Origin of the sequence: Proteus vulgaris, assembly GCF_033708015.1 — a bacterium.
Classification (GTDB): Bacteria; Pseudomonadota; Gammaproteobacteria; order Enterobacterales; family Enterobacteriaceae; genus Proteus.
The window spans coordinates 2,649,202-2,668,223 of record NZ_CP137920.1; the positions used below are offsets into that span (position 1 = coordinate 2,649,202).

At 39.2% G+C, this 19,022-nt stretch carries 15 protein-coding genes; 6 read left to right on the forward strand and 9 right to left on the reverse strand.

Annotated features, from left to right (window positions below; genetic code table 11):
* From nuoC to hexA, 4 genes are all read right to left on the reverse strand, one after another.
* Positions 1 to 1,797, reverse strand: coding sequence for an NADH-quinone oxidoreductase subunit C/D (nuoC, locus tag SB028_RS12600; protein ID WP_069367986.1), 1,797 nt, complete (start codon positions 1,795 to 1,797; stop codon positions 1 to 3).
* Positions 1,798 to 1,873: 76 nt separating this feature from the next.
* Positions 1,874 to 2,548 (reverse strand): NuoB/complex I 20 kDa subunit family protein, encoded by a 675-nt coding sequence (locus SB028_RS12605; RefSeq protein WP_004243697.1) that lies wholly within the window; start codon positions 2,546 to 2,548, stop codon positions 1,874 to 1,876.
* A 17-nt stretch (positions 2,549 to 2,565) separates the two neighbouring features.
* On the reverse strand, positions 2,566 to 3,018 hold the full coding sequence (locus tag SB028_RS12610) for an NADH-quinone oxidoreductase subunit A (protein ID WP_036912633.1): 453 nt from the start codon (positions 3,016 to 3,018) through the stop codon (positions 2,566 to 2,568).
* A gap of 799 nt (positions 3,019 to 3,817) precedes the next feature.
* The gene (hexA, locus tag SB028_RS12615; RefSeq protein ID WP_069367985.1) at positions 3,818 to 4,735 is read right to left on the reverse strand and encodes a transcriptional regulator HexA; all 918 of its coding nucleotides are present in this window, start codon (positions 4,733 to 4,735) and stop codon (positions 3,818 to 3,820) included.
* An 867-nt stretch (positions 4,736 to 5,602) separates the two neighbouring features.
* On the opposite strand from hexA, the gene SB028_RS12620 reads away from it, so the two are divergent.
* Complete coding sequence (locus tag SB028_RS12620; protein WP_069367984.1) at positions 5,603 to 6,817, forward strand: pyridoxal phosphate-dependent aminotransferase; 1,215 nt, start codon at positions 5,603 to 5,605, stop codon at positions 6,815 to 6,817.
* A gap of 135 nt (positions 6,818 to 6,952) precedes the next feature.
* On the forward strand, positions 6,953 to 7,534 hold the full coding sequence (gene yfbR, locus SB028_RS12625) for a 5'-deoxynucleotidase (protein WP_069367983.1): 582 nt from the start codon (positions 6,953 to 6,955) through the stop codon (positions 7,532 to 7,534).
* 56 nt (positions 7,535 to 7,590) lie between these two features.
* Here yfbR and SB028_RS12630 read toward each other — a convergent pair whose 3' ends face one another.
* From SB028_RS12630 to yfbV, 5 genes are all read right to left on the reverse strand, one after another.
* Positions 7,591 to 8,091 carry a hypothetical protein gene (locus tag SB028_RS12630; protein WP_069367982.1) on the reverse strand — a complete coding sequence of 167 codons (501 nt, stop codon included), beginning with the start codon at positions 8,089 to 8,091 and terminating at the stop codon, positions 7,591 to 7,593.
* A 180-nt stretch (positions 8,092 to 8,271) separates the two neighbouring features.
* Positions 8,272 to 10,101 (reverse strand): SLC13 family permease, encoded by a 1,830-nt coding sequence (locus SB028_RS12635; RefSeq protein WP_069367981.1) that lies wholly within the window; start codon positions 10,099 to 10,101, stop codon positions 8,272 to 8,274.
* 97 nt (positions 10,102 to 10,198) lie between these two features.
* A complete protein-coding gene (locus tag SB028_RS12640; protein ID WP_069367980.1) occupies positions 10,199 to 10,873 on the reverse strand; it encodes a sugar phosphatase in 675 nt (224 codons plus the stop codon).
* Between the two features lie 54 nt (positions 10,874 to 10,927).
* The gene (locus tag SB028_RS12645; RefSeq protein ID WP_069367979.1) at positions 10,928 to 11,422 is read right to left on the reverse strand and encodes a YfbU family protein; all 495 of its coding nucleotides are present in this window, start codon (positions 11,420 to 11,422) and stop codon (positions 10,928 to 10,930) included.
* A 139-nt stretch (positions 11,423 to 11,561) separates the two neighbouring features.
* Positions 11,562 to 12,017, reverse strand: a complete 456-nt coding sequence (yfbV, locus tag SB028_RS12650) for a terminus macrodomain insulation protein YfbV (RefSeq protein WP_069367978.1) — start codon at positions 12,015 to 12,017, stop codon at positions 11,562 to 11,564.
* A gap of 392 nt (positions 12,018 to 12,409) precedes the next feature.
* Between yfbV and ackA the strand changes: the two genes are divergently transcribed.
* The 4 genes from ackA (at position 12,410) to SB028_RS12670 (ending at position 19,014) form a co-directional block, all read left to right on the forward strand.
* Entirely contained in the window at positions 12,410 to 13,612 is a 1,203-nt protein-coding gene (gene ackA, locus SB028_RS12655) for an acetate kinase (protein WP_023581716.1), read from the forward strand.
* A gap of 77 nt (positions 13,613 to 13,689) precedes the next feature.
* Positions 13,690 to 15,834 carry a phosphate acetyltransferase gene (gene pta, locus SB028_RS12660; RefSeq protein ID WP_069367977.1) on the forward strand — a complete coding sequence of 715 codons (2,145 nt, stop codon included), beginning with the start codon at positions 13,690 to 13,692 and terminating at the stop codon, positions 15,832 to 15,834.
* Between the two features lie 399 nt (positions 15,835 to 16,233).
* The gene (locus tag SB028_RS12665; RefSeq protein ID WP_074454076.1) at positions 16,234 to 16,377 is read left to right on the forward strand and encodes a Hok/Gef family protein; all 144 of its coding nucleotides are present in this window, start codon (positions 16,234 to 16,236) and stop codon (positions 16,375 to 16,377) included.
* A 237-nt stretch (positions 16,378 to 16,614) separates the two neighbouring features.
* Positions 16,615 to 19,014, forward strand: coding sequence for a membrane-bound PQQ-dependent dehydrogenase, glucose/quinate/shikimate family (locus tag SB028_RS12670; RefSeq protein WP_069367976.1), 2,400 nt, complete (start codon positions 16,615 to 16,617; stop codon positions 19,012 to 19,014).
* Positions 19,015 to 19,022: the final 8 nt, after the last annotated feature.

Here is a 19,022-nt window from a genome sequence, read left to right on the forward strand (position 1 = left end):
TTAACGATCCACATCCGACATTACAAAATCAATACTTCCCAGATACACAATCAAGTCAGAAACCAGACTACCGCGGATAACCGCTGGGATTTGTTGCAAGTGAGCAAAACTTGGCGTACGAATACGCGTACGGTAACTCATCGTGCTGCCATCACTGGTTAAGTAATAGCTGTTGATCCCTTTAGTGGCTTCAACCATCTGGAATGATTCATTAGCAGGCATAACAGGACCCCATGAAACCTGTAAGAAGTGGTTAATCATGGTTTCAATATGCTGTAATGTACGCTCTTTTGGTGGAGGCGTTGTCAGTGGATGGTCTGCTTTAAATGGCCCTTCTGGCATATTTTTATAGCACTGTTCCAGAATGCGTAAGCTTTGGCGTAATTCTTCTACCTTCAGCATGACACGGTCATAACAGTCGCCATTACTTGCTACTGGGATTTCAAATTCAAAGTTTTCATAACCTGAATATGGACGCCATTTACGGACGTCAAACTCAACGCCTGTTGCACGAAGACCCGCACCTGTTACCCCCCACTCTAATGCTTCTTTAGCATTATATGAGGCAACGCCAATAGTACGACCTTTCAATATACTGTTTTGCAATGCCGCTTTTACGTAAGAATCTAGACGTTTTGGCATCCAATCTAAAAATTCACGTAATAAGCGCTCCCAACCTCGTGGTAAGTCATGAGCAACACCACCGATACGGAACCATGCTGGGTGCATACGGAATCCCGTAATCGCTTCAACAATGTTGTAAACTTTTTGACGGTCAGTAAAAGCAAAGAACACTGGCGTCATTGCACCAACGTCTTGGATAAAAGTACTGATATACAGTAAGTGGCTATTAATACGGAATAGCTCTGACAGCATGACACGAATGACTTTAACGCGTTCAGGCACTTCAATACCGGCAAGTTTTTCCACTGCAAGTACATAAGGCATTTCGTTAACGCATCCGCCGAGGTATTCGATACGGTCTGTGTATGGGATATAGCTATGCCAAGATTGGCGCTCGCCCATTTTTTCAGCGCCACGGTGGTGATAACCCACGTCAGGCACACAGTCAACGATTTCCTCCCCATCAAGCTGAAGAATAATACGGAATGCACCGTGAGAGGATGGATGGTTAGGGCCGAGGTTTAAGAACATAAAGTCCTCATTCTCCGTACCGCGTTTCATCCCCCACTCTTCAGGTTTGAATGTCAGCGATTCCATTTCCAGATCCTGTTTCTGCTTTGTCAGCACATAAGGATCGAACTCTGTTGCACGAGCAGGATAGTCTTTACGCAGTGGATGACCTTCCCAATCAGGAAGCATCATAATACGGCGTAAATTTGGATGCCCATTAAAGACAATCCCAAACATATCCCAGACTTCGCGCTCATACCAATTCGAGTTAGGAAAGAGAGATGTAATAGTCGGAACATTAAGATCATTTTCACTTAATGCGACTTTCAGCATGATATCTTTATTACGATCGATTGATATCAGATGATAGAAAACGGAAAAGTCTGCTGCGGGTAAGCCTTGACGATGCGTACGAAGACGCTCATCAAAACCATGCATATCAAACAGCATGACATAAGGTTTTGGTAAAGATTTGAGATATTGTATTACCTCAATAAGTTGTTCCCGTTTTACCCAAACAACTGGCATGCCAGTACGAGTAGGCTGGAACGTAAACGCATCTGGCCCAAATTTCTGACGCAGTTCATTAACGACCTGATCATCAATATGATCGGTCGTTTCCCACGCTGGCCGAGCGCCTTTTTGCGCTATCTGATCGGTCATTTCTATTCACCACAACGTTGATCAGGGTTACTATGATCGCAACACATTGCTCTGGTTACGTCTTAGGCAAAAGCCTTTAAATTTCGTCAGGAGTTCGCAGGTTTTTCACTGCAATACGTTCACCGTGTTTTCTTTCTCGTTCTGATTGCATATTGGCACGGTAAACGCCTTGGTCGCCGACAACCCATGATAATGGGCGACGTTCTTTACCAATGGACTCTTGTAATAACATCAATGCTTGCATGTAAGCTTCAGGGCGTGGTGGACATCCAGGAATATACACATCAACGGGAATAAACTTATCCACACCTTGCACTACTGAATAGATGTCGTACATACCACCAGAGTTTGCACATGCCCCCATAGAGATAACCCATTTAGGCTCTAACATCTGATCGTATAAACGTTGAATGACGGGAGCCATCTTAGTAAAACAAGTACCCGCAACAACCATAAAGTCAGCTTGACGAGGTGATGCACGTAATACTTCTGAACCAAAACGAGCCACGTCATGAACAGCTGTAAATGACGTCACCATTTCAACGTAACAACAGGAAAGACCAAAGTTATATGGCCATAAAGAGTTTTTCCGTCCCCAATTCACAACGTCATGCAACGCATGTTCCAGTTTTCCCATATACACGCTGCGATGAACGTGAGCATCTAATGGGTCACTGACAATTTCCTGTGATTGCAGGGGATAACGGTCATTCTCACCGTTCGGATCAATGCGGGTGAGCGTATAATCCATTTCTAATGCCTCGCTTATTACTGCTGCGGATGTTTGCCGCTGGTTAATCGAACATGGCTTTTACTCGCAGTTTCACGGCGAGAGCGAACAGGTGTCCAATCTAATGCACCTATACGAACCAAATAGAATAATCCAGCTAATAAAATAGCGATGAAGACTGATGCTTCAATAAAGCCTAACCAGCCAACTTCACGAACGGAAACAGCCCAGGCATAAAGAAACAGTGCTTCAACATCGAAAATAACGAAAAACATGGCAACTAAATAGAATTTAGCTGACATGCGCAGACGAGCGCTGCCAACAGAATCAAGACCAGATTCATAAGGAACATGTTTTGCCCTTGCCTGTGCGCGTCCGCCTAAATAGCGGGCACCCAACAACATGAGCGAACATAACCCCAATGCGCCTATGAGGAAGACAGCAAATGCCCAATGATGGGCGATAACTTCGGTGGTTGTAGACATACTCATTGCTTACTCATCAAAGGTGGTGTCAATTAACCAACTCTTATCCGGCGGTTTACACCACATTTCTAATTACGAAAAAAAAGGCGAATTAAACAGACTTGCTAATTAAAGAAATAATAACAGTCTATTTATACCTTTCTTCTTTTTTAGAAAACTTTGCGACAAATCACTCAGTTTTCTATCGCGATTTAACAAATTTAACACTCATTTTTAACACGCAATTACCGGCTAATGCTAAAACGTGTCAGTCAACCGACAAACTTTATGCTAACACGCTTAGTCTAACCGATAATTCGATTTTACTACACCAGTATCTCAGGAAAAACCTGATTCAACACAGGCAAATGTGCCTTATTTTTTTGATCAAACTCACAAAATAGTCGAAAAAATACTTAATCAGTTTAAAATTTATCCAAATTTTAACAAATTAACTTTCTAATATTGTGGCAGAGGTCAAATATCCGTTTAGATTTACTTTTTTATTCTCTTAAAACCTAGACAATCTTTTTATTTGTTAACAAATCCTACAAGTGATTAACCAAGGGGGAAGGTAAACATTTTTTTAACAAGCAATTAAGGTAGTTATGGAATGAAATGTCACAAAGATAAATACATAAAACAACATAATTATTAACATAATGTTATTATTTCAAAAAAGAGCAATAAAAAAACGGAAATAAATGCACTTCATTGCATCTATTCCCGTTTATCATTATTCATCACTATCCAGTTTTATTTGACTCTTTTTTAATCTTTAATTTTTGTGTTTTAACGCTAAAAATTCACACAATTATTAATGTGATTATTCAAGTTCAGTAGAGCTAATATCTTCAGATGCAGTGACAGTATAAGGTGTTTTCTTGTTTTCAATCGCATTGAATACAGTTAATACCGCTTCATTTTGTTCATCCGTGTTACGATACAACCAATATTGTGTTTCAGGTAAACGAGGTAATCCTTCACTTTCACCTAAAATACGTAAATCGGCATTTTGCATTTCAAGTGGACGAGCAGTAATCCCCACTTCTGCATTAACGGCGGCACGAACAGCTGATAAAGAAGCGGCTTCATAAGCAATGCGCCATTGGATCCCGGCATCATCTAGCGTGTTTATTGCTAATTGACGGAATGGGTTAGTTTCATCCATTACAACTAAAGGAATAGGCTCATTCATTTGTAATTGGAAATCTGGCGCACAATGCCATAGCACAGGTGCAGTACGTAACGCTGTACGTGGGTGATGACCAATACGTGCTGTTGTTAATGCTAAATCAATTTCATGATTATCTAGCATCGTCTCAATATATTGAGAGCGCTTAATGCGTACATCAACCGCTAAACGTGGATACACTGACGCGATACGATTTAATAAAAACGGTAATAAAGTATCGACAGAGTCATCAGAAGCACCAATACGTAGCTCCCCTTCTGCATCGCTATACGTTAATGATGCCGTTGCATCATCATTTGCACGCAAAATCTGACGCGCATAACCTAACAGTTGTAGACCATGCTCTGTTAAAAGTTTATTACGACCATGACGGGCGAAAAGCTCTCTGCCCACTAATTGCTCTAAACGTTGCATCTGCTGACTCACAGCAGATTGGGTTCGACATACAGCAGCCGCAGCGGCTGCAAAAGTGTTCAAATCTGCTACAGCTACAAACGTTCTAAGCAGATCGAGGTCGAGATTCATTATCGGACGATTTGCATTAATCATTGTTTATTCTTCACTTATTTTTGATTTTTAAATTACATATACCTGGTGTTTTATATCAAAAGTCTAAAAAAGACTTCCGATTCAGACAGTACTCTACTCTGAAAAGGAGAGCAAAGACATACTGAATACTTTACATTTGTTTCTTATCGTTTACACCTCCTAGATAGAAAGGAATTGCATCTTTTTGTAACAAATTAAATTTTATTATCATTTTAAGTATTCACAAGAAAGAACTGTATACCGTCATCACAAGTTAGACTTGGATCATACTATCTTGCTTTCCTATTAATAAATTTTAACATTTTGAAAATAATTTAAATTATCTTAACTATGCATTCAAGTTTAAGTATCTTCCCCTATAAACTAAATTTAAGATTTAAATTTAATTTATACTTAAACTAATTGATTGCTATCTAATAAAGTAGATTTAACCATATTATTTGAAAATTTAATATATTAAGTCAGATAATACAAATCCGATAAAATTATTCAATAATTGATTATGCAACATTTCGTTTACCTACCTATCACCCAAACTTATTTCTAATCACCACACTAAAAACCACCTTTTCAACAGAATAATATTTCAGTTTATTAATAAAAACCAAAACATAGACCTACCATAAGTAATACAATCAGTCATCAAAATAACATTATAAGAATAAACTGACCTTTTACACCAAAAATTACCTAGCATCTTCAAAAGTTTGTAACGTAAGAGTAGAGTGATAGCACAGTTATTTGCTGGGACAGCCTTTTCATTTATATCTTTCTATATGAATCATCTTTGGCGATAAATGTCGCTAATCGCCACAGTGTTCATCACAGTGTATAGATATGAATCAGACCCTATTAGGTAAACGCGCTATGAATCAGATTAAAAAATCAAACAAACTCGAACATGTCTGTTACGACATTAGAGGTCCGGTTTTGCAAGAAGCAAAACGTCTGGAAGAAGAAGGTAACAAAGTTTTAAAACTCAATATCGGTAACCCGGCACCTTTTGGCTTTGAAGCGCCTGATGAGATTTTAGTAGATGTTATCCGTAATCTACCCAGCTCTCAGGGTTACAGTGATTCCAAAGGGCTATTTTCTGCGCGTAAAGCTATCATGCAGCATTATCAAGCCCGTGATATGCGCGATGTCACTGTTGAAGATATTTATATTGGCAATGGTGTTTCTGAATTAATCGTACAAGCGATGCAAGCCTTATTAAATAATGGCGATGAAATGCTAGTACCTGCTCCAGATTATCCTTTATGGACAGCAGCCGTTTCCCTTTCTGGCGGAAATGCCGTTCATTATATGTGTGACGAGCAACAAGGTTGGTTCCCTGATTTAGATGATATCCGTAGTAAAATTACAAAAAATACCCGCGGTATTGTTATTATTAACCCAAACAACCCAACAGGTGCGGTGTATAGCAAAGAGATTCTGATGGAAATCGTTGAAATAGCACGTCAACATAACCTCATTATCTTTGCTGACGAGATCTACGATAAAATTCTGTATGATGATGCTCAGCATCATTCTATTGCAGCGATGGCGCCCGATTTATTAACTGTAACATTTAATGGTTTATCAAAAACCTACCGTGTTGCGGGCTTCCGTCAAGGTTGGATGGTATTAAACGGCCCTAAAAAACACGCTAAAAGCTATATTGAAGGCCTGAATATGTTAGCGTCTATGCGTTTATGCGCCAACGTTCCGATGCAACATGCCATTCAAACTGCATTAGGGGGTTATCAAAGTATTAGTGAATTTATCCTGCCGGGTGGTCGTTTATATGAGCAACGTAATCGCGCTTGGGAACTGATTAATCAAATTCCGGGGGTTTCTTGCGTTAAGCCAATGGGTGCGCTTTATATGTTCCCTAAAATTGATTTAAATCGCTACAGTATTAAAGACGATCAAAAAATGATCCTCGATTTATTATTGCAAGAAAAAGTGCTATTAGTACAAGGAACAGCATTTAACTGGCCATACCCAGACCATTTCCGTATTGTGACGCTTCCCCGTGAAGATGATTTAGATATGGCAATTCAAAAATTTGGTCGCTTTATTGTGGGTTATCACCAATAAAATTATTCTCTATTTAAATAAAACGCAGTATAACAGCCCGTTATATTGCGTTTTTTATTTTCTTTTTTATTGTCGTTTACATCTGTTAATTATCCACTCACAATAATATCTTCAATCACGCAATTGGGAGATATTATGAGTTACTTTTTTGCCCACCTTTCTCGCTTAAAACTCATTACTCGTTGGCCTTTAATGCGTAACATTCGCCAAGAAAACGTGTCTGAACACAGTTTACAAGTTGCTTTTGTTGCTCATGCGTTAGCGGTGATTAAAAATCGTAAATTTGGAGGTAATGTCAATGCCGAGCGTATTGCATTACAAGCGATGTATCATGATGCTAGCGAAGTGATCACTGGCGATATGCCTACCCCCATTAAATATCACAACCCACAAATTGCGCATGAATATAAAAAAATAGAAAAATACGCACAGCAAAAACTGATTGAAATGTTACCCGAAGAGTTACAAGATGATTTTCGTCCGCTGATCGATGAACAATTACATAGTGAAGAAGAAACCTTTATTGTTAAGCAAGCAGATAGTCTGTGCGCTTATTTAAAATGTCTTGAAGAGTTAGCCGCAGGCAATAGTGAATTTAATTTGGCTAAAAATCGATTAGAAAAAACGCTAGCAGAAAGACATAGCCCAGAAATGGACTATTTTATAAAGGTGTTTGTACCCGGCTTTAGTTTATCGCTGGATGAAATTAGTGAGTAGAAAAAATAAGTGGGTTATTTAAATAAATAACCCACTCTATTATTTATGATTAAAGTTTAATTTGAATTATTAATGTTTTCGATTTTTTTAAAAGAAGAAAAATTCATTTTTCGTTCAGTTATCTCCATATTATTATTCGATTGCAGTAATTCGTCAATATTAAAATCATTTCCTTTTTTCAAAAAATAACCGTTATCTCCTTTAATACTACTATTAGTATTACTTTCGACTGATACTTGCTCAATATTTTTTTGACTTCGAACTACTATTTTATTGAATTTATTATTTTTTACCCTATTACTAATATGTAATTTACTTAAATCTTCTCTTTCTTTTAATATATTATCTTTGTCTTTTTTTTCATTTGTTATTTGGGCTAGAGAGATATTATAAATATCTTCACTTTTAGTTTCTTGAGTTCTAAAAAAATTAGCAATACCATTTTTTATATTACTGATGCTAGATGCTAATTTTTTTAAAATAGATTTCGTTTCTTTGCCATTAACATCAAACTTTGTGTTAATGTTGGTAACATTTGAATTAATATTAATTGTCATATTATACCTTTATCTATAAAATTAATTAATAGATAAAGAATACGCCTTAAACTCAACTCTGTTTTTCAAAAAAAACACACGCATAGTCGACATCTATACAACAAATAAAAAATAACCGACCAATAAATAAAAAACGTCGTTTATTAATTAATAAACGACGTTTCAGCAACATTCAATTATTTAGAATGGGAATAATAGTGGAATTAGGAAAACACTAATCAGCATTACGATTATCGTAAATGGCACACCTATTTTAAGGAAATCAGCAAACTTATAGCCACCCGGCTCAAGAATAAGTGTATTAACAGGGGATGAAACTGGCGTCATAAACGCAGCTGATGCTGCCACACCAATCACCATTGCAAATGGTAATGGAGAAACATTCATTTGATTCGCCGCAGCAATGGCAATGGGCGCCATTAATACCGCTGTTGCGGTATTTGAGATAAATAAACCAATAGTGGCACACAGTACAAATAAACAGACTAGCATCACTTGAGGGCCTGCACTACCCGCAACATCCATTAAGCCATTGACAATCAGCTCTATACCACCTGTTTTTTGTAATGCCGCCGCAAAAGGCATCATACCAACAATTAAAATAATACTTGGCCAATGAATAGAGCGATAAGCACTTTCCATATCAATACAACGGAATTTACCCATTAATAAACAGGCAATAAGTGCCGCAATAAAGTTAGGGACTTCATTCGTTACCATCAATGCCACCATTAACGCTAACGAAAATAATGCATGAGGGGCTTGGGATGAAGCGGGCGCAACAGTTTCAATTTCTGCCGCTAAATTGAGTACAATAAAATTACGAGGTTTAGTTGATAAAATACGGATAAGTTTCCAATCACCAATCACTAATAACACATCACCAAGACGTAATGGCTCATCGACTATTTTACCCGGTAAGGCGTTACCTTCTCGACGAATAGCAACCACATTTAACCCATAGCGAGTACGGAATTTAATCTCTCTTAATGATTTTCCTAATAACTCTGAGTCTGGGTTCATTGAAACTTCAGCAAGCCCTACATCACGAGATTGTTCAGAGAAATATTCACCTCGCAATACCATTGGCTCTAACATCTGTTCACGACAAAACTCTCGTAAATCGACATCACTCGCTGACATATCAACTAATAAAACATCACGCTCTCTTAATTCAGTGCCACCGGTTGCGCTAACCATAACACGCCGAAACCGCCTCCAACGTTCAATACCGACAACATTTGCACCATAACGAGAACGTAAGTGAAGTTCATCCAGTGAATGACCTACTAGCGGGGAACCTTTACGGATCGCTAAACGACGAGCACGCCCTGCTAACTGATAATCACGAATAAGATCGCGGAAAGTACGACGATAAGCTTCTTTTTGCTTACCATTATCGTTATTTCCTAGCCATCGACGTACCACCAGCATATAGAGAATACCTGCGAATAATACAGCGATACCAATAGGCGTAATGGAAAAAAACTGAAAACTGGGTAAACCTTCTCTGACTAATTCACTGTTAACCACCATATTAGGTGGTGTTGCCACTAAGGTCATTAATCCACTAATAAGCCCAGCAAAACCTAATGGCATCATTAAACGACCTGGCGATGTTTTCATTCGAGCAGCAACACTCAATACAACAGGAATAAAGATCGCAACAACCCCTGTTGAACTCATGAAAGCACCTAAACTTGCAACACATATCATTAATAGCACAAGCATTTTAACTTCACTGCTACCCGCAACACGAACTAGCCAATCCCCCATTTGATAAGCCACACCTGTTCTCACTAACCCTTCACCAATCACAAAAAGGGCAGCAATAAGTAATACGTTAGGATCGCTAAATCCTATCGTGGCTTCATTTAATGAGAGTGTACCGCTAAGAACGAATGCGATGATGACAAGTAAAGCGACCACATCCATGCGGATTTTGTTGGTCGTAAAAAGGACAATAGCTATCAATAGCAGGCTTAAAACCCATAATAATTCGCTATTCAAAATGGCCTCGATCAGCAATAAGTGAAAACAGGTTAAAACATCAATTCACTACATTGATAAGTAGACCATTTTTACAACAATAAGTCTTCTAGTATGATCAAAGAAAAGACTCTCTTTTGTGCTTTATTACAACCTTTTCAGTTTGTTTTTCAACTTGAATATCATTCAATGATTCAATAATTAAATGAATCTCATTACGGCGAGGAAGAGAAAGAGGTGCATGAACGGCGACGACTTGGCATCCTGCATCTAAACCAGAGTAAATACCCGCAGCTGCATCTTCAAAAACCACACAATCTTGTGGTAATAAACCCAATTTTTGGGCGCCTAAAAGATAAGGTTCAGGATGAGGTTTACCTTTACTAATACATTCCGCTGTCACCCAATACTTAGGTTCAGGAATACCCGATACAGATTGGCGCGTTGAGGCAATAGGAACCGTACCTGATGTGACAATCGCCCATGGAATATTTAAGTCATTAAGGCGATTAATCAATGCAATAGCCCCTGGAAGCGGGGCTAAACCTTCTGTTTGCGTTGACTCTAATTTTTCGAGCCAACGAAACGTTTCTGTTATCTCTTGTTCGCTTGCATTAGGCATAAAATGGCGAATCGACTCAATCGCAGGCTTTCCGTGGATGTAGTCATTAATCTCTTGTGTTGAAACACCAACGCGTTCACCAAATAGTGCCCAACAATGTTCAACAACAGGTAATGAATCAACTAATGTTCCATCAAGATCAAACAGAAAACCTTTACATGTGATTGCCATCTTTTATGCCTACCTTTACCTTACAGTGGTACGTCAACTATGATGTACTTTCGATTACGCATTAAGTATTTGCTGAATTTCAACGACGCTAAGGTGATATTGACGAGGGCATGCTAACCAAACAGCAAGCATTCTTTGGTATTTTTCCCACATGGGTGTTTGAGAGTTAAAACCATGACTACCACTATCGAAATGCGTGTAACGCCCTTCTGTATTCACCATAAAACGCACATAACTAAGATAGCGGGATTCTGTCGCTGCATCAAAGCCTATAAATGCGACACGGCGAGCATCTGGCATCTCTTGTTCTTTTAAATTATCACGAGAAACTTGCAGTGCATGATACATTTCCATGATGTTAATAATGGTACGGCAAGTCTCTTCTGACATTTCATCGAAGTCACGGTCAAGTTCACGTAATTGTAATCCATAGCCACGTTCAATAATTGTCTGATAGCGACGATAACGTTCAGCGTTATCAGGATCCATCATCGTCATCATTTTATATTGATTAGAGAGGATCAGGCGTTGGGCGTGTGTCATTTCCATCATTAATTCTCCAAAGAAATTATTGGAAGGATCATGTCATTAATCAAAAGTATTGAGTAGTACTAACTACGCGTTTTTTGATCTCAACGGGGTAATTCAGATGACAATCATGACAAACGAAGAAGGTAGAACAGATGTTCTACACATCATCAAGAAAAGAACGATCAAGTTGCTTAAAAGCACGTTTTAATAAATGAGCTAAAGAAAGGTACGTCGGCGTTTGTTCAACGGGTGCTAAAGCAATACCTGCTTCTTCAAATTTCTCACGAATTTCATAAAACCAGCGTAATAACGTAGCAGGAAGTGGCGTTGCTGCGCGCTTACCTAACCACCATAACCCTTGCATTGGCAAGCTACACGCAAAGAGTGCTGTGGTAATCGCAGGCCCTAAATTGCCGCCTAATGCGATTTGCCATGTCATTGTAAAAATGGCGATAGGTGGCATATAACGAATACCAAAGCGTGTCGCTTTGACAATACGATTTTCAGGGAAAACAGGCGCTAACTGTTTTTCAACCGGCCAGGTTTTTAAATACTCGTTACCCAAACGAAGCTTCTTAAAAAAGCCGGGGGGAGTCACTGTCGGTTCGCTCATAATGACCTCAATCAATTTCTTCTGTAACTTTTAAAAAATATCTATAAAGAATAAAAATCTTTTAGTAGAATTAAGTATATTTTGTCTTTGTTGCCTTTACTCTGTATCCTGTGCCCATTCTAAAGGTTTGTGGCAATAAAGCGCTATATTTTGTTTGCCGGCGTGATTTTCAACCCTTTTCGCCGATTTTAACGCGAAAAGCTAATGGGTGAATAAAAATCGTCCAATTAATGATTGGCAACTATAATTAGCATCAAGTTTTTTACTTTAAGCATGATGCGCGTCATTAATGTCATCATAGGAATGCGATAGGCTTTTATGATTGACGTTTTATTAACCACCGTCTTTATAATATAAAAGACACTACGACAACAAGATAAATAGGTAATTCCATGTCAAGTAAGCTGGTGCTGGTACTGAACTGCGGTAGTTCTTCTCTTAAATTTGCAATTATCAACCCAGAAAATGGTGAAGAATTCCTGTCAGGTTTGGCTGAATGCTTCAACCTTCCTGAAGCCCGTCTGAAGTGGAAAATGGATGGCCAGAAACACGAAGCTGCGTTAGGCGCAGGCGCTGCTCATAGCGAAGCATTAAACTTCATCGTAAATACTATTCTGGCTCAAAAACCAGAACTTTCTGCACAAATCGCGTCTATTGGTCACCGTATTGTTCACGGTGGCGAAAAATTCACTAAATCTGTCGTGATCACTGACGAAGTTATCAAAGGTATTGAAGCAGCTATTCCATTTGCACCATTGCATAACCCAGCTCACCTTATTGGTATTGAAGAAGCGCGTAAAGCATTCCCTCATTTAATTGAAAAAATGGTTGCCGTTTTTGACACCGCTTTCCATCAAACAATGCCAGAAGAAGCTTATTTGTATGCTCTGCCATACAGCTTATATAAAGATCACAGCATCCGTCGTTACGGCGCTCACGGAACTAGCCATTTCTACGTTTCTCGTGAAGCCGCTAAAATGTTAAATAAACCTGTTGATGAACTGAACGTAATCACTTGCCACTTAGGTAATGGGGGTTCCGTTTCTGCTGTTGTTAACGGTAAATGTGTTGATACCTCTATGGGTCTGACGCCATTAGAAGGCTTAGTAATGGGTACTCGTAGTGGTGATATTGATCCTGCTATCGTGTTCCATTTACATGACACGTTAGGTATGAGCGTTGAAGACATCAACAAACTGCTGACTAAAGAATCAGGTCTGTTAGGTTTAACCGAAGTCACTAGTGACTGCCGTTATGTTGAAGATAACTACGACACTAAAGCTGATGCTAAACGTGCAATGGACGTTTACTGCCATCGTTTAGCGAAATACATCGGTTCTTATTGCGCACTGATGGAAGGTCGTTTAGATGCGATTATCTTTACTGGTGGTATCGGTGAAAACGCCGCAATGGTACGTGAATTATCGCTGAAAAAACTGGCTCTGTTAGGTTTTGAAGTTGATCATCAACGTAACTTAGATGCACGTTTCGGTAAATCAGGCACTATCACTACCGATAACAGCCGTCTTGCTGTTGTTATCCCAACTAACGAAGAGTTAGTTATCGCTCAGGACGCAAGTCGCCTGACCGCTTAAGTTCTTTGATGTACTGCCAGTATAATACTGGCAGTACTGTTTTACATAACGAGCAACCGATATTTAAAGAGGTTTCCGTGTCCCGTACAATTATGCTAGTCCCAACTGATACACGCGTAGGTTTAACCAGCGTCAGCTTGGGTGTTATCCGTTCTATGGAACAAAAAGGCGTTCGCCTTAGCGTGTTCAAGCCAATTGCACAACCTCGTGTAAAAGGCGCGTTAGATCAGACAACCGCGATTATCCGCTCTCACTCCACTATTCAATCATCAGAACCTTTAAACATGGATTATGTTGAGTCCCTACTCAGCTCAAACCAAAAAGATGTTTTGATGGAAGAAATTGTTGCTAGATACCATGAAAACACCGCTGATGCAGAAGTTATTCTCATTGAAGGTTTGGTACCTATGCGTAAGCACCCTTTTGCACAATCATTAAACTATGAAATAGCAAAAACATTAGGTGCTGAAATTGTTTTCGTTACTGCATTAGGTAACAACACGGTTGAACAGCTAAAAGAGCGTATCGAATTTGCTCGTGCTGAATTCGGCGGTGTAAAAAACCAAAATATCACAGGCGTTATTGTTAACAAACTAAATGCCCCTGTTGATGATCAAGGCCGTACTCGCCCTGACTTATCTGAAATCTTTGATGATTCAAGTAAGGCGATTATCTCTAATGTCGATTTAAAAACCATCGAAAAAAATAGCCCACTGCCTTTACTGGGTTGCATTCCATGGAACTTCGATTTAATTGCCACTCGTGCAACAGATATGGCAAAACACTTAAATGCGACTATCGTCAATAAAGGCGATATTGAAACCCGTCGTATTAAGTCTGTGACTTTCTGTGCCCGTAGCATTCCACACATGTTAGAGCATTTCCGTCCAGGTTCACTTTTAGTGACTTCAGCGGATCGCCCTGATGTATTAGTTTCAGCATGTCTTGCAGCAATGAATGGCGTTGAAATTGGTGCAATTCTACTAACAGGTGGCTACCAAATCGATGCACCAATCAAACAACTTTGTGAACGTGCATTCGAAACTGGTTTACCTATCTTTATGGTTAACGCAAATACTTGGCAGACCTCTTTAAATCTGCAAAGCTTTAGCTTAGAAGTACCTGCTGATGACCATGAACGTATTGAAAAAATTCAGAACTATGTTGCTCAACATATCAATTCACAATGGATTGATTCACTAACCGCTAACTCTGAACGCCCTAACCGTTTATCACCACCTGCATTCCGTTATCAATTAACAGAATTAGCACGTAAAGCGAAAAAACGTATCGTTTTACCAGAAGGTGACGAACCACGTACAGTTAAAGCCGCAGCGATTTGTGCTGATCGTGGTATCGCAACTTGCGTACTGTTAGGCGATCCTGAAGAAATTCGTCGCGTAGCAACCGCACAAGGCGTTGAATTAGGTACAGGTATTGAGTTAGTCAATCCTAAAGAAGTCCGTGAAATCTATGTACCTCGCTTAGTTGAACTACGCAAAAACAAAGGGATGACAGAAGTTGTTGCTCGTGAACAGTTAGAAGATAACGTTGTTCTCGGCACATTAATGTTAGAAAAAGGCGAAGTAGATGGTCTGGTTTCTGGTGCTGTTCATACGACGGCTAACACTATTCGCCCACCATTACAGTTAATTAAAACTGCGCCAGGTAGCTCATTAGTGTCTTCTGTGTTCTTTATGCTGTTACCAGAACAAGTTTATGTTTATGGTGACTGTGCAATTAATCCAGATCCAACAGCAGAACAACTGGCTGAAATCGCAATTCAATCTGCAGATTCTGCAATTGCATTCGGTATCGACCCTCGCGTTGCGATGATCTCTTATTCTACGGGTAACTCTGGTGCTGGTAGCGATGTAGAGAAAGTGCGTGAAGCGACACGTTTAGCACAAGAAAAACGTCCTGATCTGATGATTGATGGTCCTTTACAATATGACGCAGCCGTTATGGCTGACGTTGCTAAATCTAAAGCGCCAAATTCACCTGTTGCAGGTAAAGCGACTGTGTTTATCTTCCCTGATCTGAACACCGGTAACACCACTTATAAAGCGGTACAACGTTCAGCTGACTTGGTTTCAATCGGACCAATGTTACAAGGTATGCGTAAACCCGTAAATGACCTTTCTCGTGGTGCATTAGTCGACGATATCGTCTACACCGTTGCGTTAACAGCAATTCAAGCTAGCCAACAAGAAAACGCATAATTATTGAAGTTCGTTTCAAATAGAAAAACGCCAGATAATTAATTTCATCTGGCGTTTTTTATTCTACAGATTTCCTATTTAACTCACTTCGAACTTATTTCAACGTCGATTTTGTCTCCTTTATAAAGGAAAGACAAATAAAATCACACATATAAACACCCGATATAAAAACAATTAACACATTGATTTTAATTACTTATTTATGTCTTTGTTATTCAGAAAAAGATGGGAATGAGGTGCGTTTCTGTTAGTATGCGGGTGGGTGCTTGGATCATTTTGGTTCAAGCATTAACGAGAGCCAAAAAGACGAAAGCCCCGAATTTTAATTTACTAAAATCCGAGGCAGTCTCAAAACCGACAACTTGATTCTGTCTCCTTTAAAAAGGAGTGTCAAGAGAAATGGCTAAATTTGCCCTGATAGGGCTGATTGCTGTCTGTGTGACAGCACTGTGTTTATCATTACTGAAGCATGAAAGACTATGCTCTTTCAATATTCGTAGTGGTCATACAGTAGTTCAAGCGACTTTATCTTGCGATAAATAGCTTTGTGGGGGAAATTCCCCCACAATTTCTCTCAAAAAAGTTGTTGCGATTGGTGATCACAAGCACCCTACTTTAAACAATCATATCACTTGCGTTCAATACTAATGCTAGTGCTTTATATTAAAATTTCTCATAAATGCATATTAATGCAATGGTTATTAGAAACAAACAGGTGAGCTAATAAATTATTGTCTATTCTATTTATAAGATGGTAAGAAAGAATAGGACGATAGCATTATGAAAATATCACATTTCTATCTATGGATAGTATTCATCATACTCACAATATTGGCTCTTTACTTTACTGTACTCGGAGGGTATTTAGTTTCATTAGCAGGATCGCCTTTTTATCTCTTTACCGGTGTCATGCTTCTTATTATTGCAGTTTGCTTTCTAAGTCGAAAGAAAAGCACCCTATTACTCTTTAACTTTCTATTTTTAATAACGATTGTCTGGAGTATCTGGGAGTCAGGATTTGATTTTTGGGCACTCGCCCCTCGCTTAGATATTATTTTTATTCTAGGCTTACTCCTTATTCCTTTCACACTCAATAATAATGTTTACACTTGTCGTACCAATAAAATTGGCTTATTCACACTATTAGCCACTACACTTATCATTATATTAGGTAGTTCACTAACCGATCCTCATGCCATTAATGGTCAATTTACACAACAACAGCCCACCAACTCTATATCTCCTATCGGAGTAAATGATAATGACTGGCCTGCTTATGGCAGAACGCAAGCCGGAATACGCTATTCACCATTAACTCAAATCAACAGTGATAATGTTGATAAGTTAGTTGAGAAATGGACTTTTCATACCGGTGATGAAAAAAGGGCTAATGATGCCGTTGAGATAACCAACGAAGTTACGCCTATAAAAATTGAAGATAATCTCTTTCTATGTACACCTCACCAATATTTAATTAGCTTAGATCCCGCAACAGGTAAAGAGAAGTGGCGTTTTGATTCTAAATTGCAATATAACAAAAGCTTCCAGCATATGACTTGCCGAGGGGTTGCCTATTATAATCAAAATAATAGTGCCGAATTTGCCAAAAGCCTCGACGTTCGCCAACCAAGCATATCAGATGAATGTCCTGAAAAAGTCTTTCTTCCAGTCAATGATGGCCGCCTAATCGCAGTTAATGCGCAAACGGGTAATGCATGCCGTGATTTTGGTCAGAATGGAGAAATCAATCTGTTAGCTTCTATGCCTTATGCTTATTTGGGTGGATATAACCCAACATCTCCCCCTATCGTCACTGGTAATACTATTATTATTGGTGGCTCTGTTACTGATAACTTATCAACTCAAGAGCCTTCTGGTGTGATCCGTGGCTATGATGTTAATAGCGGAAAATTAATATGGGTATTTGATACTGGCGCAGAAGATCCCAATGCGATGCCAGGTAAAGAGACTCAATTTGTTCATAACTCCCCTAATGCATGGGCGCCTTTAGCTTATGATGCACAAACGGATGTGGTCTATATTCCGACAGGAGTAGGTACACCCGATATTTGGGGAGGCGATCGTCATCCATTAAAAGAGCGTTACGCTAATTCAGTTTTAGCACTAAAAGGATCGACAGGTGAGCTATTGTGGCATTTCCAAACCACCCATCATGATTTATGGGATATGGATGTTCCTTCGCAACCATCAATGGTTGATATCAAAACTGATAAAAATGAAACAATACCTGCCATTTATATCGTCACGAAAACAGGGAATGTGTTTGTTCTTGATAGAAGAGACGGTACACCTATTGTTCCTGTGACAGAAAAACCGGTTCCTACTAGTGTCAAATATGGTCCACAAACACAAGGTGAGCATTACTCACCCACTCAGCCTTTTTCAGCACTTAATTTAGCACCAAAAAATAAGTTGCAAGGTTCAGATATGTGGGGCGGCACAATGGCAGATCAGCTGTTATGTCGTATCGCTTTCCATCAGCTAAATTATGAGGGAATTTATACACCACCATCAGAAAACGGTACGCTTGTTTTTCCTGGTAACCTCGGTATTTTTGAATGGGGCGGTATTTCTGTTAATCAAGATAGACAAGTCGCGGTAATGAATTTTATTACCTTGCCTTTTATCTCAAAACTTTATTTAAAAGATCCTCAAGACAGTCAAGTAATTGGTGGAGGCCACGGAGAGCAAGGTTTACAACCCATGACGGGAACCCCTTATAGTGTTGATATTCATCCATTCTTATCACCACTTGGATTACCTTGTAAACAACCCCCTTGGGGATTTGTTGCTGGTGTTGATTTAACAAAAAATGAGCTTGTTTGGCAACAACGATTTGGCACCATTAGGGATAGTTTGCCTAATTTAGTGGAGTTACCACCATTAAAAATTGGTGTTCCTGGGCTAGGAGGCGCTATCTCAACCGCAGGTAATGTGATGTTTGTTGCTGCTTCTCAGGATAATTATATTCGAGCATTTAATGTGACGAATGGCAAAATGTTATGGGAAGCACGATTACCCGCAGGTGGACAAGCAACGCCAATGACCTACTCTATTGGAGGTAAGCAATATGTGGTCATTATGGCCGGCGGACATGGTTCATTTGGTACTAAAATGGGCGATAGCTTAGTGGCTTATGGGTTACCTGATAATTTATAGCTTTAAAT